The organism is Ruegeria sp. J8, assembly GCF_056531925.1.
The window spans coordinates 324,940-350,005 of record NZ_JBQFMR010000005.1 but is presented as its reverse complement, the minus strand read 5'-3'; the positions used below and the strand labels follow the sequence as shown (position 1 = coordinate 350,005).

The 25,066-nt window shown below is 59.0% G+C and carries 19 protein-coding genes and 1 pseudogene; 11 read left to right on the top strand and 9 right to left on the bottom strand.

The window, feature by feature from the left end; all coding sequences use genetic code 11:
* Both ACR0L1_RS13335 and ACR0L1_RS13330 read left to right on the top strand, forming a co-directional pair.
* Window positions 1–104: pseudogene (locus ACR0L1_RS13335) on the top strand (2-hydroxyhepta-2,4-diene-1,7-dioate isomerase); the annotation flags it as partial.
* 187 nt (window positions 105–291) lie between these two features.
* On the top strand, window positions 292–969 hold the full coding sequence (locus ACR0L1_RS13330) for a GntR family transcriptional regulator (RefSeq protein WP_170773079.1): 678 nt from the start codon (window positions 292–294) through the stop codon (window positions 967–969).
* 2 nt (window positions 970–971) lie between these two features.
* Here ACR0L1_RS13330 and ACR0L1_RS13325 read toward each other — a convergent pair whose 3' ends face one another.
* The 7 genes from ACR0L1_RS13325 to ACR0L1_RS13295 all read right to left on the bottom strand — a co-directional run bounded on the left by ACR0L1_RS13325 (window position 972) and on the right by ACR0L1_RS13295 (window position 8,745).
* On the bottom strand, window positions 972–1,928 hold the full coding sequence (locus tag ACR0L1_RS13325; RefSeq protein WP_480859316.1) for an ABC transporter ATP-binding protein: 957 nt from the start codon (window positions 1,926–1,928) through the stop codon (window positions 972–974).
* Window positions 1,925–2,902, bottom strand: coding sequence for an ABC transporter ATP-binding protein (locus tag ACR0L1_RS13320; protein WP_480859314.1), 978 nt, complete (start codon window positions 2,900–2,902; stop codon window positions 1,925–1,927). Before ACR0L1_RS13320 ends, ACR0L1_RS13325 begins: the two co-directional genes overlap by 4 nt.
* 4 nt (window positions 2,903–2,906) lie before the next feature.
* Window positions 2,907–3,809 (bottom strand): ABC transporter permease subunit, encoded by a 903-nt coding sequence (locus tag ACR0L1_RS13315; RefSeq protein WP_170785567.1) that lies wholly within the window; start codon window positions 3,807–3,809, stop codon window positions 2,907–2,909.
* Window positions 3,809–4,816, bottom strand: coding sequence for an ABC transporter permease subunit (locus ACR0L1_RS13310; RefSeq protein WP_170789827.1), 1,008 nt, complete (start codon window positions 4,814–4,816; stop codon window positions 3,809–3,811). The genes ACR0L1_RS13315 and ACR0L1_RS13310 overlap by 1 nt, the downstream gene beginning before the upstream one ends.
* Window positions 4,816–5,910 carry a M24 family metallopeptidase gene (locus ACR0L1_RS13305; RefSeq protein ID WP_480859312.1) on the bottom strand — a complete coding sequence of 365 codons (1,095 nt, stop codon included), beginning with the start codon at window positions 5,908–5,910 and terminating at the stop codon, window positions 4,816–4,818. Before ACR0L1_RS13305 ends, ACR0L1_RS13310 begins: the two co-directional genes overlap by 1 nt.
* Window positions 5,911–5,977: 67 nt before the next feature.
* Window positions 5,978–7,561 carry an ABC transporter substrate-binding protein gene (locus ACR0L1_RS13300; protein ID WP_170773089.1) on the bottom strand — a complete coding sequence of 528 codons (1,584 nt, stop codon included), beginning with the start codon at window positions 7,559–7,561 and terminating at the stop codon, window positions 5,978–5,980.
* A gap of 263 nt (window positions 7,562–7,824) precedes the next feature.
* Window positions 7,825–8,745, bottom strand: coding sequence for a LysR family transcriptional regulator (locus ACR0L1_RS13295; RefSeq protein WP_480859310.1), 921 nt, complete (start codon window positions 8,743–8,745; stop codon window positions 7,825–7,827).
* Between the two features lie 341 nt (window positions 8,746–9,086).
* On the opposite strand from ACR0L1_RS13295, the gene ACR0L1_RS13290 reads away from it, so the two are divergent.
* The 5 genes from ACR0L1_RS13290 (at window position 9,087) to ACR0L1_RS13270 (ending at window position 18,604) form a co-directional block, all read left to right on the top strand.
* A complete protein-coding gene (locus tag ACR0L1_RS13290; protein ID WP_480859308.1) occupies window positions 9,087–13,274 on the top strand; it encodes a beta strand repeat-containing protein in 4,188 nt (1,395 codons plus the stop codon).
* Window positions 13,275–13,335: 61 nt separating this feature from the next.
* Complete coding sequence (locus ACR0L1_RS13285; protein WP_480505894.1) at window positions 13,336–15,093, top strand: type I secretion system permease/ATPase; 1,758 nt, start codon at window positions 13,336–13,338, stop codon at window positions 15,091–15,093.
* The gene (locus ACR0L1_RS13280; RefSeq protein WP_480859306.1) at window positions 15,090–16,460 is read left to right on the top strand and encodes an HlyD family type I secretion periplasmic adaptor subunit; all 1,371 of its coding nucleotides are present in this window, start codon (window positions 15,090–15,092) and stop codon (window positions 16,458–16,460) included. Before ACR0L1_RS13285 ends, ACR0L1_RS13280 begins: the two co-directional genes overlap by 4 nt.
* Before the next feature lie 113 nt (window positions 16,461–16,573).
* A complete protein-coding gene (locus ACR0L1_RS13275; RefSeq protein ID WP_480859304.1) occupies window positions 16,574–17,356 on the top strand; it encodes an HAD-IIB family hydrolase in 783 nt (260 codons plus the stop codon).
* Window positions 17,357–17,374: 18 nt separating this feature from the next.
* Window positions 17,375–18,604 (top strand): glycosyltransferase family protein, encoded by a 1,230-nt coding sequence (locus ACR0L1_RS13270; RefSeq protein ID WP_480505888.1) that lies wholly within the window; start codon window positions 17,375–17,377, stop codon window positions 18,602–18,604.
* Here ACR0L1_RS13270 and ACR0L1_RS13265 read toward each other — a convergent pair.
* Window positions 18,588–20,360 (bottom strand): sugar phosphorylase, encoded by a 1,773-nt coding sequence (locus tag ACR0L1_RS13265; protein WP_480859302.1) that lies wholly within the window; start codon window positions 20,358–20,360, stop codon window positions 18,588–18,590. The genes ACR0L1_RS13270 and ACR0L1_RS13265 overlap by 17 nt on opposite strands.
* Before the next feature lie 95 nt (window positions 20,361–20,455).
* Window positions 20,456–21,076 carry a TetR/AcrR family transcriptional regulator gene (locus ACR0L1_RS13260; protein WP_170773104.1) on the bottom strand — a complete coding sequence of 207 codons (621 nt, stop codon included), beginning with the start codon at window positions 21,074–21,076 and terminating at the stop codon, window positions 20,456–20,458.
* Window positions 21,077–21,268: 192 nt separating this feature from the next.
* On the opposite strand from ACR0L1_RS13260, the gene ACR0L1_RS13255 reads away from it, so the two are divergent.
* The 4 genes from ACR0L1_RS13255 to ACR0L1_RS13240 all read left to right on the top strand — a co-directional run bounded on the left by ACR0L1_RS13255 (window position 21,269) and on the right by ACR0L1_RS13240 (window position 25,041).
* Complete coding sequence (locus ACR0L1_RS13255) at window positions 21,269–22,198, top strand: AEC family transporter (RefSeq protein ID WP_170789836.1); 930 nt, start codon at window positions 21,269–21,271, stop codon at window positions 22,196–22,198.
* A gap of 105 nt (window positions 22,199–22,303) precedes the next feature.
* A complete protein-coding gene (gene fghA / locus ACR0L1_RS13250; RefSeq protein WP_170789837.1) occupies window positions 22,304–23,137 on the top strand; it encodes an S-formylglutathione hydrolase in 834 nt (277 codons plus the stop codon).
* 3 nt (window positions 23,138–23,140) lie between these two features.
* Entirely contained in the window at window positions 23,141–24,589 is a 1,449-nt protein-coding gene (gene sthA, locus ACR0L1_RS13245) for a Si-specific NAD(P)(+) transhydrogenase (protein WP_480859299.1), read from the top strand.
* Complete coding sequence (locus tag ACR0L1_RS13240) at window positions 24,586–25,041, top strand: YaiI/YqxD family protein (RefSeq protein ID WP_480859297.1); 456 nt, start codon at window positions 24,586–24,588, stop codon at window positions 25,039–25,041. The genes sthA and ACR0L1_RS13240 overlap by 4 nt, the downstream gene beginning before the upstream one ends.
* The last annotated feature ends 25 nt before the right edge of the window (window positions 25,042–25,066 follow it).

Genomic DNA, 25,066 nt, shown 5'->3' with positions numbered 1-25,066 from the left:
TTGGGATGGGACAGAACCCGCAAACCTATCTGAAGCCCGGCGACAAGATGGAGTTGGGGATCGAAGGACTGGGCGTGCAACGGCAGGATGTTGTTCAGGGCTAACCCTGGCACCAAATCACTTACCAATGGACCCCAGATCGCATCAGCAGTCTGGGGTTTTATTTTAATGGCTGCATCAACCGAATGTCAGGTCAGCTTGGGTGCGCAAAATACTCATTCGCTAAGGCCTTGGAAATCTCGCCTCCAGTTTGTACTTTGGATACAAAATGCACTGCCCGAGATGAACACAATGCCAAGCACCCGCGCGATCCCACGGCAAAGCCTGCCAGATGTCATTACCAATGACTTGCGCGAGCGAATCCTCAGCGGCGAGATGGCCGAGGGTGAGACCATCCGCCAAGAAGCGCTGGCCGAGGACTATGATGTCTCGCGTATGCCGATCCGCGAGGCGCTCAAGCGGTTGGATGCCGAAGGGCTGGTACAATTGACCAACAATCGCGGCGCTGCCGTGACCACGCACTCGCTGGACGAAATCGCCGAGATATTCGACCTACGCGTGTTGCTCGAAGTTGACCTGTTCCGCCGCGCGATCCCACTTATGACCGAAGCCGATTTCGCCATATGCGAAAGGTTGCTGGATGAGATGGAGAAATCCTACGAAGCCTACGATGTCGGGCGCTGGGGCGGTCTGAACTATGAATATCATAAGGCGCTTTATGCAGCGGCAGGGCGCGGGCTTACCAATGACATTCTGCAACGGGTCAATGTGCAATCGGATCGCTATGTCCGTATGCATCTAAGCGTCATGGAACAGCGCGAACCCGCCAAGCGTGATCATGGCGAGTTGCTGGCCCTTGCCCGCGCGCGCGATGTGGAAGCTGGGTGCGATCTGCTAACCCGGCACATCCAACGCACCAAAGACCAGTTGCTGGCCATGGTCACGGCAACGCGAAACCCCGAAGACTAGGGTCAGTCCAGCGGATGCAGACAGGCCACGCGATGGGCTTCGCCTGACAGCTCGGGCGGGGCTGCGCGGCATTCATCTGTTGCGAGCCAACATCTTTGCGCAAATGCGCAGCCTTTGGGGATGTTCATGGGTGAGGGCAACTCGCCCTCCAGCTTGATCCGTTCCTTGCGCGCCTCAGGGTCCGCGCGCGGCGTGGTCGATAACAGCGCCTTAGAATAGGGATGACGGGGGGCGGCGAACAGTTGGTCTTTCGTGGCGTGCTCGACCGCGCGGCCCAAATACATAACGATCACATCATCGGCGAAGTGTTTAACTACCGACAGGTCATGCGAGATGAACAGATAGGCAAGGTTCAGGCGCTCTTGCAATTCGACCAGAAGGTTCAGGATTTGCGACTGGATCGACACGTCCAAGGCCGAGACCGGCTCGTCCAGCACCAGCACTTTGGGGTTCAGCATCAGCGCGCGTGCAATTGCGATCCGCTGACGTTGACCGCCCGAGAACATGTGCGGATAGCGGTCATAGTGTTCCGACCGCAGCCCGACCAGGTCAATCATCTCGCGCGCCCGTGCTTCGCGGTCGGCGGCAGACATGTCAGGGCGGTTGATGATCAGCGGCTCCTGCAGAATTTGCCCAATCCGCTGGCGTGGGTTCAATGAGCCATAGGGGTCTTGAAACACGATCTGCACCGTATCGCGCATCTGCGCCCATTTCGACGGCGTGATATCGACCCCGTCAATCGACAACCTGCCCGAGGTCGGCTCTTCGATCATAGTGACGACGCGCGCCAAGGTCGACTTGCCACAGCCCGACTCGCCGACGATCGCCAGTGTCTTGCCCGGTTGCAGCGCGAAATCGACGCCCGACAAGGCCTTGACCGTGGCCGATTTAGACAACAGCCCGCCCTTGACCTCATAGTGTCGCGCCAGCGCGATTGCCTGAACGATAGGAGCTGTCATGCCATTTCTCCGGCTGCAATTCTTTCGACATGGTGACACCGCGCCTTGCCGAACAAATCGCTATGCGGTGTGGGCGGGATGGCTTGGCAGGTGCCGTCCGCGAACTGACAGCGCGGGCTGAACAGACAGCCTTTGGGGCGGTCGAACTGCCCCGGCACCACACCGGGAATGGTTGGCAGCATCTTTGAAGTCGCGCGTTCCGGCAAAGCGCTCAGCAGCGCCGAGGTATAGGGGTGACGCGGGGTGCGGAACAGGTCTTTGACCGGTTGTTCCTCGACCTTCTGACCGGCGTATTGCACCTGCACGCGTTCGGCGGTTTCGGCCACCACGCCCATATCGTGGGTAATCAGCACCAAACCCATCCCCTGTTCATCGCGCAACCGCACCAACAGGTCCAGAATTTGCGCCTGAATGGTGACGTCCAGCGCTGTTGTCGGCTCATCAGCGATCAGTAGCTTGGGGTTGCAGGCAATCGCCATGGCGATCATGACCCGCTGGTTCATCCCCCCTGACATCTGGTGTGGAAAGGTGTTCAGCCGACTTTCCGGCGCGGGAATGCCGACCTGGTCAAACAACTCGATTGCGCGTTGGTGACGATCCTTGCGGTTCAGCCCCAGATGGATGCGCAGCGCTTCTTTGATCTGGAAGCCCACGGTGAAACAGGGGTTGAGCGACGACATCGGCTCCTGAAAGATCATGGCGATGTCCTTGCCGATGATCTTGCGCCGGTCACGGGCCGAGATTTTGGTCAGGTCAATGCCCTCGAAACTCAGCTGGTCGGCGGTGATCGTGGCGGTCCAAGGCAACAGGCCCATCAGCGCCAGCATCGACACGGATTTGCCCGAGCCGCTTTCGCCGACGATGGCCATCAGCTCGCCCCGGTCGACAGAGAGGTCCACACCGTCCACGGCACGGAACTTGCCCGAGGCGGTGGCGAATTCGACAGTGAGGTTTTGGATATCCAACAAACTCATATCGTCAGCTCCGCTTCAGTTTCGGATCCAGCGCGTCGCGCAGGCCGTCGCCCATCAGGTTGATCGCCAGCACCGTGACCAGAATGGCAAGGCCGGGGAAGGTGACGACCCACCAAGCGCGCAGAATGAACTCGCGCGCCTCGGCCAGCATGGTGCCCCATTCCGGCGTGGGAGGCTGCGCGCCCATCCCCAGAAATCCAAGCGCGGCGGCGTCCAGAATGGCGGTCGAGAAAGACAATGCCGCCTGCACTATGATCGGGGCCAGACAGTTGGGCAGCACAGTCTTGAACATCAGCCGCGCCTTGCCCGCGCCCGCCACACGGGCCGAGGTCACATAGTCTTTCTGCCGCTCAGACAGAACCGAGGCTCGGGTCAGGCGCACGTAATGCGGCTGAAAAACGATGGCGATGGCGATCATCGCATTGGTCAGCGACGGCCCAAGAATAGCCACCAGCACCAGCGCCAACAGCAGCGAGGGGAAGGACAGGATGATATCCATCACCCGCATGATCAGCGTATCGACCCATTTCGGCGCAAAGCCGGACAAAAGCCCGATGATCACGCCGCCCGTCACGGCCACACAGACAACAACGATGCCCACAAAGAAAGAATAGCGTGATCCCATGATCAGCCGCGACAGCATATCCCGCCCCAATGGATCGGTGCCCAGCGGAAAGGCCCAGCTGCCGCCCTCTTGCCACGCGGGGGGTTGCAGGATGTGGTCGCGGAACTGCTCAGTCGGGTCGTAGGGCGCCAGCAAAGGCGCAAAGGCCGCGCAGATTACGAAGGCCATGAACACATACAACCCGATCACCGCGCCGCGGTTTTCGCTGAAATAGAACCAGAATTCGCGCAGGGCGCTTGGGCGGTCCTCGGTCTTGGGGGTGGTTGCGGAAAGCTCGGCCATCACCGCCTCCGGATTTTGGGGTTGATGATGCCGTAAAGGACATCGACCAGCAGGTTCACCAGCATCACGATCACAGCGATCATCAGCAGCCCGCCCTGCACCACCGGGTAGTCGCGGCGGAAAATACTGTCGACCATCCACTTGCCGATTCCCGGCCAGCTAAAGATTGTCTCGGTCAGGATCGCACCGGCCAGCAGCGTGCCGACCGACAGGCCGATCACTGTTATCACCGGGATCAGAGCGTTGCGCAGCGCATGCAGCCCGTTGATCCGCGTGGGTGAAAGGCCCTTGGCGCGGGCGGTGCGAATGTAATCCTCGCCCAAAACTTCCAACATGGCCGAGCGAGTCTGGCGCGCGATCACCGCCAGCGGGATGGTGCCCAGTACGATGGTCGGCAGGATCAAGTGACGCACGGCTGACGTAAACGCCCCCTCCTGCCCTGACAGCAGGCTGTCGATCAGCATGAACCCGGTCACGCTGGGGAAGTAATACAGCAGGTCGATCCGCCCCGATACCGGCGTCCAACCCAGATTGCCCGAGAACACGATGATCAGCAGCAGGGCCCACCAGAAGATCGGCATCGAATAGCCAACCAAAGCCGAGGACATCAACGCGCGGTCAAAGAACCTGCCTCGGTTCACGGCTGCAATCACACCCGCAGGTAAGCCCAGAGCCACCGCAAAGATCATTGCGCAGATCGACAGTTCCAGCGTGGCGGGAAACAGGGCAAAGAACTCATCCCAGACCGGTTTCTTAGTGACAAAGCTTTCGCCCAAGTCGCCATGCATAACGCCGACCAGATAGTCCCAGTATTGCTGCAGCACCGGTTTGTCAAAGCCCAGCTTGACCACCATCTCTTGATAGCGTTCTTCAGTCATACCGCGTTCTCCGGCCATGACGATGATGGGATCGCCGGGCAGCACCCGGATGAACATGAAGGAAATCAGCGTCACGCCCAGAAATGTCGGAACGAACATTCCAAGGCGCGAAAGGAAGTAGCCAAACATCAGCGACCTATGATTGTGAGATCTTTGGGAAAGCGGGTCAGTGACCGGCAGCCATCCTGCGTCACCAGAACATCATCTTCGATCCGAACACCAAAATTTCCAAGGTCATAAAGCCCCGGCTCATTGGTCCAGACCATGCCCGGCAGGATGGCCTGATGGTTTCCACGCATGATATAGGGCGCTTCATGTACGTCGCGGCCCAGCCCGTGCCCGGTCTTGGTACGGATACGGTCAGCATAGGGCGATGCCTCAAGTACTCGGGTGACAGCATCGTCGATGTCATGCGCCGTCATGCCTGGGCGACAGGCGTTGAACCCTTCGAGGTTGGCACGCAGGACGGTGTCGTAGACATCCCTGCCCTCGTCCGAAACCTCGGCCACAAAGAACGTACGGGTGATATCAGCGGCAAAGCCGTGTTTGCGCGCGCCAAAATCGAACAACAACGCGTCGCCGGGTTTGATCTGATAATCCGCTCGCGCCTTGCCATGCGGTTGGGCCGAATTGTCACCAGCCGCCACAATTGGTGCGAACGCCAACGAGGCCGCACCCTCGGCGAACAGTGCCTGAATCAGCGCCTGTTCGATCTGTTTTTCCGTCTGTCCGACGCGCACATCGGCTATCACACGCTCCAGCGCGCGTTCCGAGATATCAATGGCAGCTTGCAGTGCCGCGATGTCGTCATCGGTCTTTATGATCCGCAAGCCCGAGATTTCGCGTTCGGCATCCACAATACGCAGATCAGGTAGCGCGTTGGTGAAAGCCTTCGACACAAAGACCCGCATCACCTGCCCTTCGACAGCCAGCGATGTCAGCGGCATATGCGCAGCCAAAGCAGCAAAAGCGCTGTCATAGCCCGTCTGGTCCATCCAATCGAACACGGCACCGTCAAAGCCGACCAAAGCCCAGGTGCCAAGTTCAAGATTGGGGACAATCGCGGCAGGGGCGCCCTGGGCCGGGATCACGACCACAAAGGGTCGCTCGTGGCTCATGAAGGGTTTCCCCAAAGCGCGGGTGAAATTGGGACCGGGCACGAGGGCCACGGCATCGACTGACATGTCCTTTGCCAGTTGACGGTACTCGGACAAATCCGGCATGAGGGCCGACCTCCAAAAAAGAAAACCGGAGCCGCCACGCGGGCGGCTCCGATCCGTGAGTGATAATTTATTCGACGCTGACGCCGTAGAAGATGTGGCCGCCCAGCGGGTGGACCTTGTAGCCCTGCACTTCGTTGCGCATCGGCATGTAAACGACCGAGTGTGCGATGGTGGCCCAGGGGGCTTGCTCTTTGAAGATGACCTGCGCCTCTTCATACAGCTTGGTGCGCTCGGCCTGATCGGTGGTCTGCTTGGCCTTCAGGATCAGATCTTCGAAAGGCTCGTGGCACCATTGTGCACGGTTCGAGGCTTCGCGGCCGTCACAGCCCAGCAGCACGGCCAGGAAGTTGTCCGGGTCGCCGTTGTCACCTGTCCAACCCAGCAGCACAGCTCCGTCGCGGTTCAGCTCTTTTGAGCGCGACAGGTACTCGCCCCATTCATAGGAGACGATCTCGACATCCACGCCGACCTTGGCGAAATCTGCCTGGATCAGCTCGGCCATGCGGCGGGCGTTCGGGTTATAGGGGCGTTGAACCGGCATCGCCCAGACTTTCATCGACAGATCGCTGACGCCTTCGGCTTCCAGCATCGCCTTGGCCGCTTCGGGATCATAGGCATCGTCGGTGATGGCCTCGTTATACCCCCACATGGTCGGCGGGATCGGATTCTTGGCCGCTTGCCCCGAACCTTGGAACACAACGTCGATGATCGCCTGCTTGTCGATCGCCATGTTCAGCGCTTTGCGCACCTTCGGGTTGTCGAACGGCTCCATCGTGGTGTTGTAAGCCAGATAACCCACGTTCAGGCCTTCTTGCTCCATCATGTTGATGTCAGCGTCATCCTGCATCGCCTGAATGTCGGCGGGGTTCGGATAAGGCATGATGTGGCATTCACCCGCCTTCAGCTTTTGATAACGGACCGACGCATCAGGCGTAATCGCAAAGATCAGATTGCTCACATCCGCCGGTGCTTTCCAGTAATCAGCGTTCTGCGCATAGCGGATCACGGCGTCTTTCTGATAGGCCACGAATGAGAACGGGCCGGTGCCGATAGGCGCGGTGTTCAGCTTTTCAGGAGTGCCCGCTTCCATCATCGCGTCGGCATATTCCGCCGACAGGATCGAGGCAAAGTCCATCGCCATGTTGGCGACAAAAGGCGCCTCGGGTTTAGACAGCGTGAATTTCACTGTGTAGTCGTCGATCTTTTCTATGGACTCGACTAGATCGGGCATACCCATGCCCTGGAAATATTCCCACGTACCGCCAGACACCTGATTATAGGGGTGGCCTTCATCCTTCTGGCGCATGAACGAGAAGATCACGTCATCGGCGTTGAAGTCGCGGGTTGGGGTGAATTCGTCGTTCGAGTGGAATTTGACGCCCTGACGCAGCTTGAACGTATATTCCAAACCGTCATCGCTGGCCTCGACGCTTTCGGCCAAGCCTGGGATCACATTGGTGGTGCCGGTCTCAAATTCCAGCAGGCGGTTGTAGATCGGGTGCGAGGACGCATCAAAGGTGGTGCCAGCGGTGAACAGCGCCGGGTCAAAACCTTCGGGCGAGCCTTCCGAGCAATAGACCAACGTATTTGCCTGTGCCGCAGCGCTGGACAACGCAATCGCTGCGGTTGCGGCCAAAAACTTAAGTTTCATGAGTTTCTCCCAGAAATGTCGTTCGTTTGGTTTTCGCTTAGTGCTTTTTTGTCAGAACACGCTTTGGCGACTCTTGCCGCCGCGAAATCACTGCTCAATGTATCCAAAATACAAAATCCATTGTCAACAAAGTTAACGAGTCCGCGAGCGCGTGCATACGCAAAGACAGCCATCCGGCGTGGGACGGCCCGGTTCTGTTCCTAGCTTTGAGGGGAATCAGTCGCGCCGACTTTGATACAGCGCAAGTTTTCGGATTTCCGCGATCACATCTGGAATGTTGGGGCCACACCGACCGGAGGCTGTTCCAGAACGAACGCCCCGATCCGATCCAAAAGCGGCCGTCTTGGACAACCCGGACGGGTCGCCGCGCCTAGATCGCGCAGGTTGCCCGGCGCGTCAAAGGGGATAAAGCACAAAGGCCAGCGGTCGCGTTTGAATTGCTCGGCCGCCAGGGCCGACACGATTGTACAATCGTCGGAATGACAAATATGCCGACAGATCGTCTCGAACCGCAGCGCGCTTAGGTCGAACCGCTTACTGGCGCGGTTTGCCGGGTCGATCTTGGGAAGACGGTTTTCCAGCTCATAGCCGAAACTATGCGGCAGGCGGATGAAATCGTGTCGCGGCACTTCCTCAGGCGCAATCGATGGCAGGGTGCAAAGCGGATGCCCCTCGCGCACCGCAAGAAACAACGGCTCGGACCAGATCGACGTGAACTCCAGCGTCTCGGTGTTGTTGACCTTGGCGACCAGTGCAAGATCCAATGTGTGATCTTCTACCATGCGCAACATGTTATGCGGCAGGTCCTCGATCATCGTCACACGCATGTTCGGGAACAGGGCGCTGAACAGGTCCGAGAAATACTGCGTCAGATAAGGGGCCAGCGTCGGCGTCATCCCTATAGTGTAAGGAACCGCCTCGGGGTCGCGGAACTGGGTCGCCGTATCGCGGATCTTTTGCGCATCGTTCAGAACACGTTCGGCAAGGCGCAGAACTTGTAGACCACAGGCTGTCGGACGCACTTCGTTATTGAGGCGCAGAAACAGTTCAGCTCCCAACTCTTGCTCAAGTTTCTTGACCTGATTGGACAATGCGGGTTGCGAGACATTGCAGGCCGCGGCGGCCTGACTGAACTGGCCATGTTTGGCGATGGCCAAGACATATTCCAAATCTCTGAAATTCATTTTCGCAAACTATAAAAACCGAGTCGCACCCCTGCGGGCCGACCAATTCTTACCCCAATGCTACCCCTCGTGTATGAAAACACGATCACGTCTGGTCACATAAGTGTCAACTGTCGCAACCGAATAGTTTACCGAAGTGATCTGATTTCGGCTAAGTCATTGTTTTTACGCCAAGCGACGCTCAAAATCTTCACGAATAACGTGAGTATTTGCGTTGGTTATACCCCCAATTCGAAGGATGAATTTTAGCTGACCGGCACGGCTGGCTACCCCTTTGATACGCGGAACGCCCATCGCAGCGAGCGATCTGCAAAACGAAACAATTTTTGACGGAGTATCCAATGCTGTCCCAACTTCTAAGCAGCCTTCGCGCACGTCTCTTGACGACGTCCACGCTGGCGCAAGAGACCTCTCGTGATGGTCAGACTCTAATTAACAACTTCGCGCAAAGCACCGTGGTTGATGACACCCCGGCTTTTGTACTGGCAAACGACTTTTCGCGTCTGCTGAACTTTGGTGAAATCATCACCAACAACGCAGTTGCCGCTGTTCAAGCCCAAGGCCAGGACGTCGACATCTTCAACTTCGCCACCGGCCGTATCGAAGCCAACAACGGCCCTGACGCGCTGGCAACCGGTGTTCAGGTCACAGGCAGCGCCTCAATCCGCAACTTTGGCGAGATCGTGGGCGAATTCAACGGCGTGCAATTTGCTGGCGCCGAAAGCTCGGGCAGCCTCGACAACTTTGCAGGCGGCGTGATCAGCTCGGACAGCCGGGCTGTGGACATTCAGGGCCAGGGAATCGACGTTCGCAACTTTGGTGACATCATCGGCACCGGCGATCAGCGCAACGGCACCATCTACACCAACTCGACCGCCGAGGACGTCTCGATCTCGAACTTCACGGGCGGCACTGTTGACGCAGGTGAAGGCAACCAGGGCGCAGGTGTATCGCTGCAGGTGGGTGACGAGGTCGGCGATCGTGTCGAAACCGACATCTTCAACGGCTTTGGCGCAACCATTCAGGGTCGCGGTCAGGCAGCATCGAACACATCGCTGGCCGGCGACGGCATCCGCGTCGACAACGGCGCCGAGGGCACCATCCTAGAAACCGAAATCGTCAACAGCGGCCTGATTACGTCGGAAAGCACCCAAGGCACTGCCGGTGGTATCCGCATCGCCGACGGCGCCAACACCGAAGGCGAAATCCTGAACACCTCGACCGGGGTGATCGAAGGTGCCGCGAACGGTCTGTATATCGGCCAGGGTGAACATGATCTTGACGTTCTGAACTTTGGCACCATCCAATCCGACAGCCGCGCCGTAAACATCGACGGCACAGGCGTTAACTTGATCAACGGTGGCGACATTCTGGGCACCGACGATCAGCGCAACGGCACTGTCTATGCCGATGGCACCGCCGATGATTTCTCGGTCAACAACCTCGTAACCGGGACCATCGACGCGGGCGAGCACAACCAAGGCTCGGGCTTTGGTGTTGAAATCGGTGACGCACCAGACGGCGTGACCTCGTTCACGCTGGACAACGCCGGTACGATCCAGGGCCGCGGCAACGCCGCAGCGGGCACAAACGCAGCCGGTGACGGCGTGCGGATCGGCAATGTCGGCAACATCGGCACCACCGATGCGGTCATCAACAACACCGGCACCATCGACTCGGAAGGCGCAAACGGTACCGTTGCTGGCGTACGCTTCGTAAACGGCGTTTCGTTCCAGGGTGAGTTCAACAACTCGGGCGATATCTCGGGCGTGCAGAACGGTGTCTATTTCGGCAACCCGGTCAACGGTGAGGGCGCAGATCACACCGGTGGTGTGTTCAACAACCTGGAAGGCGGGACCATCTCGTCCGACAGCCGCGCGTTCAACATTGATGGCATCGGTCTGGAAGTGAACAACGCCGGTGACATCCTTGGCACCGACAATCAGCGCAACGGCACAGTCTATGCCGATGGCACCGCGCAGGACTTTACCTTCAACAACCTCTCGACCGGTGTGGTCGATGCGGGCGAAGGCAATGAAGGTTCGGGCTTTGGCGCTGAGATTGCAGGCGAGAACAGCTTTGAGCTGAACAACGAAGGCACCATCCAGGGTCGCGGCAACGCGGCGGCAGGCACCAACGGCGCCGGAGACGGCATCCGTATTGGCAATGTCGGCAACACGGGCACGTTCTCGGGCACCATCACCAACTCGGGCACCGTTGCATCCGAAGGTGCAAACGGCACCGTCGGTGCGTTCCGTGCGGTGAACAACGCCAACTTCCAAGGTCAGCTGATCAACGAAGAAGGCGGTCTGTTCGAAGGCGGCCAGAACGGTGTGTACTTTGGCACCGGTGATCACACAGGCGGCTCGTTCGTCAACCGCGGCACTGTGACATCGGACAGCCGTGCGGTGAACATCGACGGGATCGGTCTGGATGTTGTCAACGAAGGCGAAATCCTTGGCACTGGCGATCAGCGCAACGGCACCGTCTATGCCGATGGCACTGCTGACAACTACAGCTTCACCAACTCGGGTCTGGTCGATGCAGGCGAAGGCAATAACGGTTCCGCCGTTTCGTTGCAAACCGGCGACGAGTCGGGGGACATCGTGTCCGCTGCAGTCATCAACGAAGGTACGCTGCAAGGTCGTGGAGATGCGCTGGAAGGCAACCAGGTCGGTGACGGTCTGCGCCTGTTCACCAGCCAGGACGACGCCTCTTTCGCGGGTGTTGTGGTCAACGAAGGCCTGATCGCCGGTTCCGAGGACTCGGACGCCGCAGCAGGTATCCGCGTTGATGGCGGCCTGAACCTGGTTGGCGCGATCCTGAACGAAGGCGAAATCCGCGGCACGGTCAATGCGATCGACGCATCGGATGCAGGCTTCGTGACCATCGTCAACGACGACGAAGGCGTGATCAACGGCAACGTTCTGCTGAGCGACGGCGACGACATCTTTGTCGACCTGGGCACCACCAACGGTGATATCTCGGGCGGCGCAGGAGATGACGTTCTGATCGCAGGCGACGCAGACAACGTCATCACCGGCGGTCTTGGCAATGACTTCATCGACGGTGGCGAAGGCATCGACACAGCCGATTTCTCGGATCTGGATGTCGCGGTCGAAGTCAGCCTGGATGCAAACGGCAATGGCACTGCCACACGTGACACAGGCTTTAACGTCACCGTCACCGACGCGGTTGTTGCAGCACCGGATCAGTTCGGATCGTCCATCACCAACGGCGCCGAGTTCGTGGAGCAGGCAGTCCAGGGCAACCTGTACTACAACATCCACACATCGGACTTCCCGGCTGGTGAAATTCGCGGGCAACTGCTGGTTGACAGCGACGTGACCGAGAATGGCATCCGTACTGTCACGCTGAGCGGCGGTCTGGACGCCTCGCAGGAGCCTGGTCCTACATCCGACAGCGAAGCGACCGGTCAGGCGACCCTCGTCGTCACTCAAAACCTGGAAACCGGTGAAGTCACCTATTCCAGCGAGTTGAGCGTGACGGGCCTGAACGAAGCTGATCTGTTGACGCCGATCCCGGGTGTTGTCTCGGCTGTGCACTTGCACAATGCACCTGCTGGTCAGAACGGCCCGGTCGTGCAGGACACGCTGGTAGATGCTGGTGCAACGCTGGATACCGAAGCCACTGGTGGCACAGGTGTCATCGGCGAGGACGTCATCGACAACCAGATCGAAGTGGACATCCTGCGCTCGATCGAGCGGGTTGTCGGCTCGGATGACAGCGACACGATCGACGTCTCCAGCTTTGACGGTGTAACCGTTGATCTGGACCTCAGCGGTCCTTCGCCGAACCCTGCTGGCAGCGGTGATGAAGGTCCGCAGGACGGTGCCATCATCCAGAATGGCCAGATCGTCGCCGAAGTTGATGACTTCGAAAACGTTGTAGGCTCGGACGGGGATGACCTGATCCTTGGCAACAACGAGTTCAACATCCTCGACGGTGGTGCCGGCAATGACGCGATCCATTCCTTCGGAGGTGCCGACGTGATCATCGGTGGCGAAGGGATCGACACCGCGCTGTTCACTGCAGGGCCGGGCGTTGTTCTGGATCTGGATGAAGAAGGCAACGGCGTTGCACAGGTCAATGCACCCGATGGTGCAATCCTGGATCAGGTGTTTGGGTTCGAAAACATCAACGGCTCGAACAACGCTGGCAGCCCGAATGGTGGCGACGACATCCTGTCGGGCAACTCGGGGTCCAACACCCTGAACGGTCAGGCCGGTGACGATGTGCTGAACGGTGAGGGTGGCGATGACATCCTGATCGGTGGCGCAGGCAACGACACCTTCGTCTTCGAAGGCAACTTCGGCAATGACGTCATTCAGGACTTCGAAGTCGGTCTGGACCAGCTCCAGTTCGGCGAATTCGGACCCGACTTCGACGGCAGTGTCAACGTTGCACAAGATGGCGACGACGCGGTCATCACCTTCGGCAGTGAAGGGTCCGTCCGCCTCGCCGGTGTCAACAGCACCGACCTGAGCGACGACGACTTTGTCGCGTAACTGACCAACTGCGGGGCGGCCTTGGGTCGCCCCGTTCTTCAAACCGGAAAGGGTCAAAGAAATGTTCAAGCAAGCCAATCCCGTCAAAATTGCCTGGGGGTCACTGCGCAAGGGTTTTGTTGCGGTCGCCTTCTTCAGCCTGTTTCTGAACCTGCTTATGCTGGCCGGGCCGCTTTACATGCTACAGGTCTATGACCGTGTTCTGACCAGCCAGAACGTCGACACACTGATCGCTCTGTCCGTTCTTCTGGTTGGTGTTTTCATTGTAATCGCCTGCCTTGACCTGATGCGGATGCGCATCCTGGGCCGTCTGGCCGCCCGGTTCGAGCTGACCGTGGGTGCCCCCGTCCTCAGCGCTGCGATGCGCCGCCGGGTGCAGGGCGAAAGCGACGCCGGCGAGCATCTGGTCGAGGATGTCAACGGCTTCCGCGAGTTCATCTCGGGCACGACCCTGATCGCCTTTTTCGACGCCCCTTGGATCCCGATCTATTTGATGGTGCTGTATGTTCTGCACCCACTGCTGGGCCTGCTGGGTCTGGTCGGCGCGCTGACCTTGACCATCATGGCATTGATCAACAACTCGCGCGCCCGCGGCCCAATGGAGCAAGCCTCGCAGGCGCGTGGACGTTCTGACGCGCTGTTCAACACCAGCGACAAGAACGCCGAACTTGTGCATGCGCTGGGAATGAAGTCAGACCTGATGCGCCGTTGGACCGCCTTGCAAGCCGATGCGCACCAGTACAAGACGCGCGCCTCGGACCGTGTGGCCAGCTTCTCGGTACTGTCCAAAACAATCCGTATGGGCCTGCAATCAGCCATACTGGGTCTGGGTGCCGCACTGGCCATCACCGGGGAATCCACCGCCGGTGTGATGATCGCTGCAACCATCGTTCTGGCCCGCGCTTTGTCGCCTATCGACCAGTTGATCGGCCAGTGGCGCACCTTCCTGGCCGCGCGCGGTTCCTATGCCAAGATCAAGAAACTGACCGAGGATTATGCGGAAGCGCCGACCAATCTGAACCTGCCACGCGCATTCAAATCTCTGGACGTCAAAATCGCGCAGGCTGGTCCGCCGCGTGCGATGAACGCCACGGTCCGCGGTATCGATTTCAGCCTGCAACCGGGTGACGTGCTGGCTGTGATCGGACATAGCGGATCAGGGAAGACCACGCTGGGCAAGATGCTGGCCGGGATCTGGTTCCCGCAGCGCGGCGAGGTTCTGCTGGATGGAAGCCCTTTATCGAAATGGAACAACGAAGACCTCGGCAAACAGATCGGCTATCTGCCGCAGGATGTCGAGCTGTTCGACGGAACGATCCGCGAAAACATCGGCCGCTTCTCGATCGCCATCGACGACGCCGAAGTTCTGCGTGCCGCCCGCGAGGCCGGTGTGCACGAGCTGATAAGCTCGCTGCCCGACGGCTATGAAACGCGCATCGGCAAGGGCTTTTTCCTGTCGGGTGGTCAACGCCAGCGTCTGGCCCTGGCCCGCGCGCTCTATGGTGATCCGTTCGTTCTGGTTCTGGACGAACCGAACTCGGACTTGGATGCCGAAGGCGAACAGGCTCTGCGTGACGCTATTCTGGCCGCGCAAGCCCGCCGAGCGATCTCGATCGTGATGACGCACCGTCCGGCCACCCTGCAAGCGGCCAACAAGGTCATGGTGCTGCGCGACGGTAACCAGACCCAATTCGGCGACAAAGACGACGTGCTGAAGGTTAACCGGCGCAACGTTCTTGATACCCCCAATCAACCCGGCGCTGCGACCCCGTCGCCACGCCCTGCAAATGAAATTCAGATCAGCGGAGCAGCCCAATGACAAACTTGGTTCCCCACTCCCAATCCTACGGTGCAGTTGCCTTTCACGAGGCGCAGCTGAAGGAAATCAACGACACCACATCAAATATCGGACGCTATATCCTGTTCGGCGTCTTCACCCTGATGGCCTTTGTCGGCGGCAGCGCCTATTGGGCCCTGGCCTCGAAACTGGACGGCGCAGTAGTTGCCCCTGCCTCGTTCGTGGTCGAAGGCGACCGCAAAACGGTCGAGCATCTGGATGGCGGCATCATTCACGCAATCCTCGTCACGGATGGCGAGTTTGTGCAGGCCGGGCAACCCCTCGTGCGGCTCGACAGCACCGAGATCGACGTCGATCTTAGCGTGCAGGGCAGCCAGTTGGGCGAGCTTTCAGTACGCCGCGCCCGTCTGCTGGCACAGATGAGCGGCCAAGGTCACTTCGACGAAGCTGCCGCATTTGCGGGTTTTCAGGAAGGCATGGAGCGCCTGCATTGGGTCTCGCCCTATCTGACGCAGAAACAACTCTTCGATGCCGAGGCCCGCGCCCGCAACACCGAAGCCCAAATCAACGCGCAGCGCGTGTCGGGTCTGCGTGCCCAGATCGCGGGTTTGAATGAGCAACGCCAAAGCACCCAAAACCAGATCGAGATCACCAAAGGTGAGCTGACCAATCTGGAATCCCTGTTGGCCAAAGGTCTGGTTGCTGTCACCCGTGTCAGCGCGCGCCGGATCGAGTTGGAGCGTCTTAATGGTGTCGATGCCTCGCTGCGCACGCAAATCGCGCAAGCCGAAAACCAGGTGCAGGAACTGGAATTGTCGCTGATCAGCCAGCAGAAACTGCGTGATGAGGTCATCGCCGGAGAACTGGCCGTAGTCGAAGCCCAGCTTGATCTGGTCCGTCCGCAATTTGCAGGAACGCTGGCCCGTCTGAACCGCACGCAGGTTCTGGCCCCGACCAGCGGCCGTGTGGTGAACCTGGCGGTATCAACGACCGGTGGTGTGATCCGACCCGGTGAGCCGATCATGGACATCGTGCCCGCCGATCAGGCCCTGATCGTCGAAGCCCGCGTCAAGACCGGCGACATCGACAAGCTGCATATCGGGCAAACCACGCGCATTCGCCTGTCTGCCTTCGCACAGGCCGATGTTCCCGAAGCCAATGGTCAAATCTTCGACATTTCAGCCGACGCGCTGGAAGACGACCGCACAGGCGAGGCCTACTACAAAGCCCGCGTCAAATTGGACGCCGATCAGCCGCAGGCGATCGCGGCACTGGATCTGGTGCCGGGAATGCCCGCCGATCTGTTTGTGAATACCGGCGAACGGGCAGTCTTTACCTACCTGTCGCAACCTATCAGCGACCGGTTGGCCAAAACGTTTATCGAGTGACCTGGGTACCCCCGCGCCTATTTTTTAGGCGCGGGTTGTTCATTTGGCGCATTTATCACCGCCATACATTTACTTCGCTCGGGCATGGTTTTCTAATTTGACGATATGAAACTTTGCACGACCCCTCCCCGGCCATGACACGCGCGCCTGATTTATTGGTTTTTTCCGATCTCGACGGGACGCTGCTGGATCATCACGACTATAGCTGGGCAGCCGCCAAACCCGGACTTCAACGCCTGTCTGATCTGAAGGCCGGTCTGGTTTTGGCCAGCAGCAAAACCGCGGCTGAAATTCTGCCTCTGCAACAGAAACTTGGACTTTTTGGGATGCCCGCCATCGTTGAAAACGGCTCGGGCGTTTTATGGCCGGACCAGCCCGATAGCGGCAAAACCTGTTATGCTAAGCTGCGCGCAATTCTCGCAGAACTGCCCAAAGGCTTCAAAGGGTTCGGGGATATGTCCAATAGCGAGATCGCCAATTTAACGGACCTCGACCCCCAGCAGGCGTCACTTGCCCGGCAGCGTCGGTTCAGCGAACCGGGCCTGTGGACCGGCTCCAATTCAGGCCTTGAAGCATTCCTTGCTGCCGCGCAGGAACACCGATTGCACGCGCGTCAAGGCGGCCGATTTCTGACCTTATCGTTTGGCACGACCAAAGCGGACGCAATGCGCGAGGTGATCAGCCACTTTACCCCTCGTCTGACGATCGCTTTGGGGGATGCTCCGAATGACCGTGAGATGCTGGAGCTGGCCGATCACGGCGTGGTCGTGCACAACCCTCACAGCGCTGGGATATCGCAGTTTCCGTCCGATACCGAAGCCCGCATTCTCAGAACAAAACAGGCAGGTCCACAAGGGTGGTCGGACGCGATTTTGGCGCTGACCCGGGATCTTTGACAAAACGAGGCGCACGACATGGCCGATTTTCACCAGAACGGAAACATTACCACTCTGCACAACCTGCGCAGCAGACCCGCTGGCCAGTTGGCCCATGAAATCTCGGTCTTTGCCGAGACGCGCAAGATCACTCTGATCCTGCCCTGCCTCTATTCAGAGTTGGCAGGTCCCGCATTGACCGGGATTTTGCACGAACTGGCGCAAGTGCCCTATCTGCACCGCGTCATTATTGGGTTGGATCAAGCGGATGAGACGCAATATCGCCACGCGCGGGCGTTCTTTGCCGATCTGCCGCAAAACCATGCCGTCATCTGGAATGACAGCCCCCGCCTGACTGCGTTGCAGGCGCATCTGCAAGAACTGGGACTGGCGCCGCAAGAGCCGGGCAAGGGCAAGAATGTTTGGTCCTGCATAGGGTATCTGCTGGCTTGTGCCGACAGTTCGGTGATGGCGATCCATGATTGCGATATCGTGACCTATGATCGCCAAATGCTGGATCGTCTGGTCTATCCGGTGGTGAACCCAACCTTTCCGTTCCAGATGGCCAAGGGCTTTTACCCGCGCATCGGGAACGGAAAGCTGAACGGCCGCGTCACTCGCCTGCTGGTTAGCCCGCTGCTGATCGCGCTTAAAAAGGTGATCGGGGATCGCGACTACCTCGATTACCTGCGCAGTTTCCGCTATCCGCTGTCGGGCGAGTTCGCCATCCGCACCCCCACCCTGCCCGACCTGCGCATTCCATCCGATTGGGGGCTAGAGATCGGCGTATTGTCTGAAGCATGGCGTAATCTGGCCCCGAAATCCGTCTGTCAGGTCGAGATTGCCGACAATTACGACCACAAACATCAAGACCTTTCGCCCGAGGACGCAAATCGCGGCCTGTCGCGTATGTCCACCGATATCTGCAAGGCGATCTTCCGCAAACTGGCCGCCGATGGCACCGTGTTTACGCCCAATACGTTCCGCACGCTCAAGGCGACCTACTATCGCTCGGCGCTGGATCTGCTCGAGGGTTACTATACCGATGCCAAGATGAACGGGCTGGAACTGGACCGCCACAAGGAAGAGAAGTCCATCGAGCTGTTCGCCGAAAACATCATTCGCGCCGGGCAGGTGTTTCTGGACAACCCGCATGAGACGCCGTTCATCCCTACATGGAACCGAGTGCATTCGGCCGACCCCGAGTTTCTGCTGCGTCTCAAGGCCGCCGTATCCGACGATCTGGACGAATTCAGCCCGCGTTCGTGATCCAGCGGCACTGATACGGAGCCAGAACAATATCCGGGCCGTTGGTGGCTAGGATTTCGCCGGTCAATGCGTCGGTCCAGACCTCTTCGGCGATCATATTGATCTCGGCGGGGCTGACATGGACCAATTCAGCCGAGACATTGTGCAGCGCAAAGATCGACTGGCTTCGATCCAGACTCTGCCGCCAGATGCCAAAGACGCGATCATCCAGCCGCAGGGTAAACTGCGTGGCGTTGGGGTGAAAGGCCGGTTGCTGCGACCGCAGGCGCAGACGTTTGGACAGCTCTGACAAAACCAGCGCTTGATTTGATCCCGGATCGGCCAGACGTGCCAACAGATCGGGATAGTGCCAGCGGTGCCGGTTGATCGCCCGGTTCATGCCGCGCCGTTCGACGGCCTCGTGATCATTGGGCGTGGCCAGAAGGGAATGGATGAAAAAGGCTGGTATCCCCTCCAAAGACATTACGATGGTCTGCGAACAGATGAACCGTGCCAGATGATATTGATCGGGGCCGTGGAACGTCTCGGACATGGCATCGAAATACCCGCAGTTAAGCTCATAGGGTTCCTCGCGCCCGTCGGGCAGCGCGCGCATCGAAACCAATCCGCCGATCCGGCGCACCGTGTCGATCATTCGGTCCTTTTCCTCGGGCGGCAAAACGCCCTCGGCGGGGCGCATCCCGATGCCGTCATGGCTGGCGGTGAAATTCAGATAGGCGCAGCCCAGCTGCGCGGGTGGCATCGCGGCCTGCCATTCACGCAGATATTGCGCCGTACCTGATTGCATCGCATGCAGGATCAAAGGCGGCAGAGGGAAGTTATAAACCGCGTGCGCCTCGTTCCGGTTGCCGAAATAGCTGAGGTTTTCAGTCCGCGGCACGTTGGTTTCCGTAAGCAGAACCAGCGTTTCGGTGGCATAGTCGCACAACAACCGCAACAATTGCACGATAGCGTGCGTTTGCGGCAGGTGGATGCAATTCGTTCCGATCTCTTTCCACACGAACGCCACCGCATCCAGGCGCAGAATACGCACGCCCTTGTCGATGTGCAGGCGGATGATCCGCAGCATCTCGATCAGAACCTCGGGGTTCGAGAAATCCAGATCGACCTGATCGTGGCTGAAAGTGCACCAAACGTATTTCTCGCCCTCGCTGGTATCGACTTGCCGCAACAACGGCGTGGTGCGAGGACGGACAACCGCAGACAGATCATCCTCGGGTGAAGCTTCGAAAAAGAACCGGTTATGTGGCGGTTTACCCTGCAGATAATTTGTGAACCACATACCCTGACTTGAGACATGGTTCAGCACAAGATCGGACATCAGGTGGAAATCACTGGCAATCCGAGTGATGTCCGGCCAACCTCCCAGCTGCGTACTGACGCTGTAATAATCCGATACGGCGAACCCATCATCGGAGGTGAATGGAAAGAACGGCAGGATATGAACGCCGTTGACCACCCCGTTCAGGTGACGGATCAGAAAATCATGCAGCAGATCAAGCGGCTTGTGCACTTGATCTTCGATCGAATTGCCGTACGTGATCAGAACGCTGTCTTTCTCGGACCAAAGACCATTGCCCGGCTTGCGTCCTTGTTTGCGACGATGTGTGCCGGTTGGCCAGAACGCCTCGGACACGCGCTTCGCAATGTCCGGCACGTCCTTGTCAGGGTAGATCTGCGCGACAAGCTCAGCCAGCCGGCGCGAGAAACTGGAATTCACACTGGTCAAAAGTTCCGGGCCTTTGGTTTCATACACCCGATGGTTCGCTATTATTCCGGCGCAGTCAAACCCAGCCTTGAGGCGACGCGCAAAGCCACGTCCCAATGCCTAAAGTTTAACCAAATCCCGACCTATCGAACCCCGTAATTTGCCATGAACATGTCGACCGCCTGCAAGGCGACCGCATCTATTTCGTCCTGCGAAAACTGGTTCTGAATTCCAAAAACGGCCCGCGCCCAGATCCGCACCTTACACAACTCCGAGAACTGCTCGGCCGCGAGTTGCACATCCTCAATCGCCAATTCGCCATTTTTGACTGCCAGTTGCAGATACTCCGCAATGTGGCCGGTACCGCGTTTCGGCCCGGCCTCAAAAAACGCGCGGCCCAGTTCCGGGAACCTGTCGCGCTCGGCCACGCAAATACGAAAAACCTGTTGCGCAAAATCAGATACAAGAAATGCGGTCAACTGTTTGGCCGTGATCAACAGAACGTCGCGCACCGGCAGCGTATCGTCCACCATCGACACGACGTGTTCGGCCATGAGGGTACATTCTGTCTGCGCAACTTCCATGAATAACAGACGTTTATCAGGGAAATAGCTGTAAAGCGTCGCCTTTGACACCCCGGCCGCGCGCGCGATGTCGTCAACACTTGCGCCTTCGAACCCATCCGCCATGAACACCTCGCGCGCACCGCGCAATACCTGATCGAACTTGCGTCCGGTGCGCAAAATGGCGGCTGGTTCTGACATGCTCACTCCGTTGATGAAGAGGTTAAAGTTTATAAACCGTTTAGTTCAGACACAACGATTCGCACAAAATGATGCCGCCGAAACCCTACAAAACCGGTAATTTTGTCTAGACGTATCCAACGTGGTCTTTGATCCCCATGACCATACATACGCGGCCTTGTCGTTCTGCCAAACCGTGCTAACACTTCGGCCATGGTCGATATCTTTTTGCGCACCCTGCCTTTTTTCGCGATCATCGGCCTGGGATACTGGGCCGGTCGCACCCGCTTTTTTACCGAAGAGGCGACGGCCTATCTGACAAAATTCGTGTTCTATTTCGCCCTGTCGGCGATGCTGTTTCGGTTTGCCGCCACTCTGCCTTTCGCCGAGATTTTCAACGCGCGCCTTGTCATCGGCTATCTTATTGGCACGGTGGCCGTCTACGGACTGGCCACTTGCGTCGCTTGGCTGCGCGGGCTCGACATTCCAACCGCCGCGGTCGAGGCACAGTGCGCGGCTATCGGCAACGTGGGGTTTCTGGGCCTTCCGATGCTCGCGCTTCTGTTCACCGAGGCCGCGATCGGCCCCGTCATGCTGGTGCTGACCGTTGATCTGGTGGTGTTCTCGTCGCTGATCGTGATCCTGATCAATGCAGGTCGCGACGGGCGGTTGGCCCCGGCCACGTTCAAACTAATCGGACTGGGTCTGGTAAAAAACCCGATGATCGTGTCCATCTCGGCCGGAATGCTGTGGTCCGCCATGCAGTTTCCTGTCCCAGCGCCATTGAATGACTTTCTGACCATTCTTGGCGGTGCAGCCACACCCGGCGCGCTTTTCGCCATCGGGGCGTCGCTGGCCTCCAAATCCGCCGAACGGGTTCAGGTCGCCGGGTGGTTGAGTTTTTGCAAACTGGTGGTTCATCCCGCCTGTGTGGCGGTGGCCTTGCTGTGGATCATGCCAATTGCCGCCTTTCCGGCCTCGGTGGCCATTGCCGCCGCTGCGCTGCCGGTCGCCGGAAATGTCTATATGCTGGCCGCGCATTATAACGTCGCCCCTCATCGGGCATCGGCGGCTATCCTTCTGTCGACCGCCGCAAGTATCCTGACCGTTCCACTGGTCATCGCGTGGGTCAGCACGCCCTGATCATCACCTTTCCGAAAAATGCGCGCACCCAGTGTCCACCGCACTTTACGTGCGGCTTTTGGGCGGTTAGCCATGGCGCAACCCCAATGTAAGGACACAAGCCAGATGGAAACCGTTTCGGAAAACACCTGCTTCGGAGGCGTACAGGGCGTCTACCGCCATGCCTCGACCGCTTGCCAATGCGACATGACCTTTGGCCTGTTTCTGCCTGCCGAGGCCAAGGACGGCCCAGTTCCAGTCCTGTGGTATCTTTCGGGCCTGACCTGCACCCATGAAAACGCGATGACCAAAGCGGGCGCGCAGGCGTGGGCGGCAGAACAAGGGATTGCGGTTGTGTTTCCCGACACCTCTCCGCGTGGTGAGGGCGTGGCCGATCACGAGGACTACGATCTGGGCCAAGGTGCGGGCTTTTACGTGAACGCGACCCAAACCCCTTGGGCCCCACATTTCAACATGTGGGATTACGTGGCCGAGGAACTACCCGCCCTGCTGGCTGAAAACTTTGCCATCGACATGGAGCGTCAGGCCATCTCCGGCCATTCGATGGGCGGTCATGGCGCGCTGACGCTGGCAATGAACCTGCCGGGGCGCTATCGCTCAGTCTCGGCTTTTGCGCCGATCTCGAACCCGACGGGGGCCGATTGGGGTCGCAAGCAGTTGAGCGCCTATCTGGGTGATGATGAGGCCGCATGGACCAAACATGACGCCTCGCTGATGATGAAGGAAAAAGGCTTTGACGGCCCCATCCTGATCGACACCGGGGCCAGCGATCAATTCATGGACCTGCTGCGCCCTGAGGCGTTGGCGCAGGCGATTGCAGAGCGTCGCCAACAGGCAACCTATCGCTTGCAGCCGGGCTATGACCATTCGTATTTCTTTGTGTCGACCTTCATGGAAGATCATATCACCTTCCACGCCGAGGCGCTGTACGGAGACTAACGCATGAGCGATTTCGACTACGACCTGATCATCATCGGGTCTGGCCCTTCGGGGCGGGCGGCTGCGATTCAGGCAGGCAAACTGCAACGCCGGGTGCTGGTGATCGACCGCAAAGACCGCTTGGGCGGCGTTTCGGTTCACACCGGTACGATCCCGTCGAAGACCCTGCGGGAAACCGTGCTGAACCTCTCGGGCTGGCGCGAGCGCAGTTTCTATGGGCGGTCCTATCGGGTGAAAGACCAAATCCGGGCCGAGGACCTCAAGGCTCGGTTGCACATGACGCTGGATCACGAGGTCGATGTTCTGGAACACCAGTTCAACCGCAACCACGTGGAAACGCTGAACGGTATGGCGAAATTCGTCGGCCCGCATGAGATCGAGGTTGCAACGGATGCGGGCAAGACGACCCGGCTGACAGCCGCCAAGTTCCTGATCGCCACCGGAACCAAGACCTACCGGCCCGATTATGTGCCCTTCAACGGCAAGACCGTGGTGGACGGCGACGATTTTCTTGAAATGGACGAGATCCCCCGGTCGCTCTGCGTGATCGGCGCGGGCGTGATCGGGGTGGAATATGCCACCATGTTCTCGGCGCTGGATGTGCGGGTCACGTTGATCGAGCCGCGCGAGACCTTTCTGGACTTCATCGACAGCCGGTTGATCCACGATTTCACCCATCAGATCCGCGAAAACGGCGTGGACTTGCGGTTGGGTTCGGCGGTCGAAAAGATCGAGGATGCCGGCGGCCATGTGGAAGTCACGCTGGACAATGGCCGCCACGTGCGGGCAGAGATGCTGTTGTTTGCCGCCGGGCGCATGGGCGCGACATCGGCCCTGAACCTGTCGGCGGTGGGTCTGGAGACAGATCACCGCAACCGGATCACGGTGGATCGCAAGACTTATCAAACCGCTGTGCCGCATATATATGCGACGGGCGACGTGATCGGGCATCCCTCTCTGGCATCCACATCCCTACAGCAAGGTCGCGTCGCGGCCTGTCATGCGCTGGAGACCCCAACCCTGCCGGAAAGCCCGTGGTACCCCTACGGCATCTACTCCGTCCCCGAGATTTCCACCTGCGGAATGTCCGAAGAAGAGCTTCAAGAACGCGGTATCCCCTATGAGGTCGGCGTGGCGCGGTTCCGCGAAACCTCGCGCGGGCACATCATGGGACTGGAGCACGGGATGCTGAAGATGCTGTTCTCGCTGAAGACCCGCCGGGTGCTGGGGGTGCAGATCGTTGGTGAAGGCGCAACCGAGCTGATCCACATCGCGCAGGCCGTGCTGAACCTGAAGGGCACCGTGGACTATTTTGTGCAGAACACGTTCAACTATCCGACACTGGCCGAAGCCTATAAAATCGCCGGGCTGGATGCGTTCAACCGAATGCCCATTCCCGAAGAGTTCAAGGTCAAGAAAAAACCCGCAGCGAAACAGGCGAAAAAGGCGTGACCACGCTTTATATCGATGCCGATGCCTGCCCGGTAAAAGCCGAGGCCGAACGTGTGGCGACCCGGCACAAGGTACCGATGGCACTGGTGTCAAATGGGGGTTTGCGCCCCTCGGCCAATCCTTTGGTACAGGTTGTGGTCGTATCTGAGGGCGCGGACGAGGCGGACAAGTGGATAGCCGAGCGCTGCGGTGTCGGCGATGTGGTGGTGACGTCCGACATCCCGCTGGCCGCGAAATGCGTCGACGCCGGTGCTCGGGTTCTCCGCCCCAATGGCGAGGCCTTCACCGCCGCCAATATCGGCCAGCAACTGGCGATGCGCGATCTGATGGCCGACCTGCGCGCGGCCAATCCGCTGGGCGCTGGTGGCGGAGGGAAACCGTTCAACAGGGCCGACCGATCCCGGTTTCTGGACGCTTTGGAACGGGAGTTACGCGCGGCACAAAGGGCGTAACGCTCCCGCCCGTCGAAGCCGCATC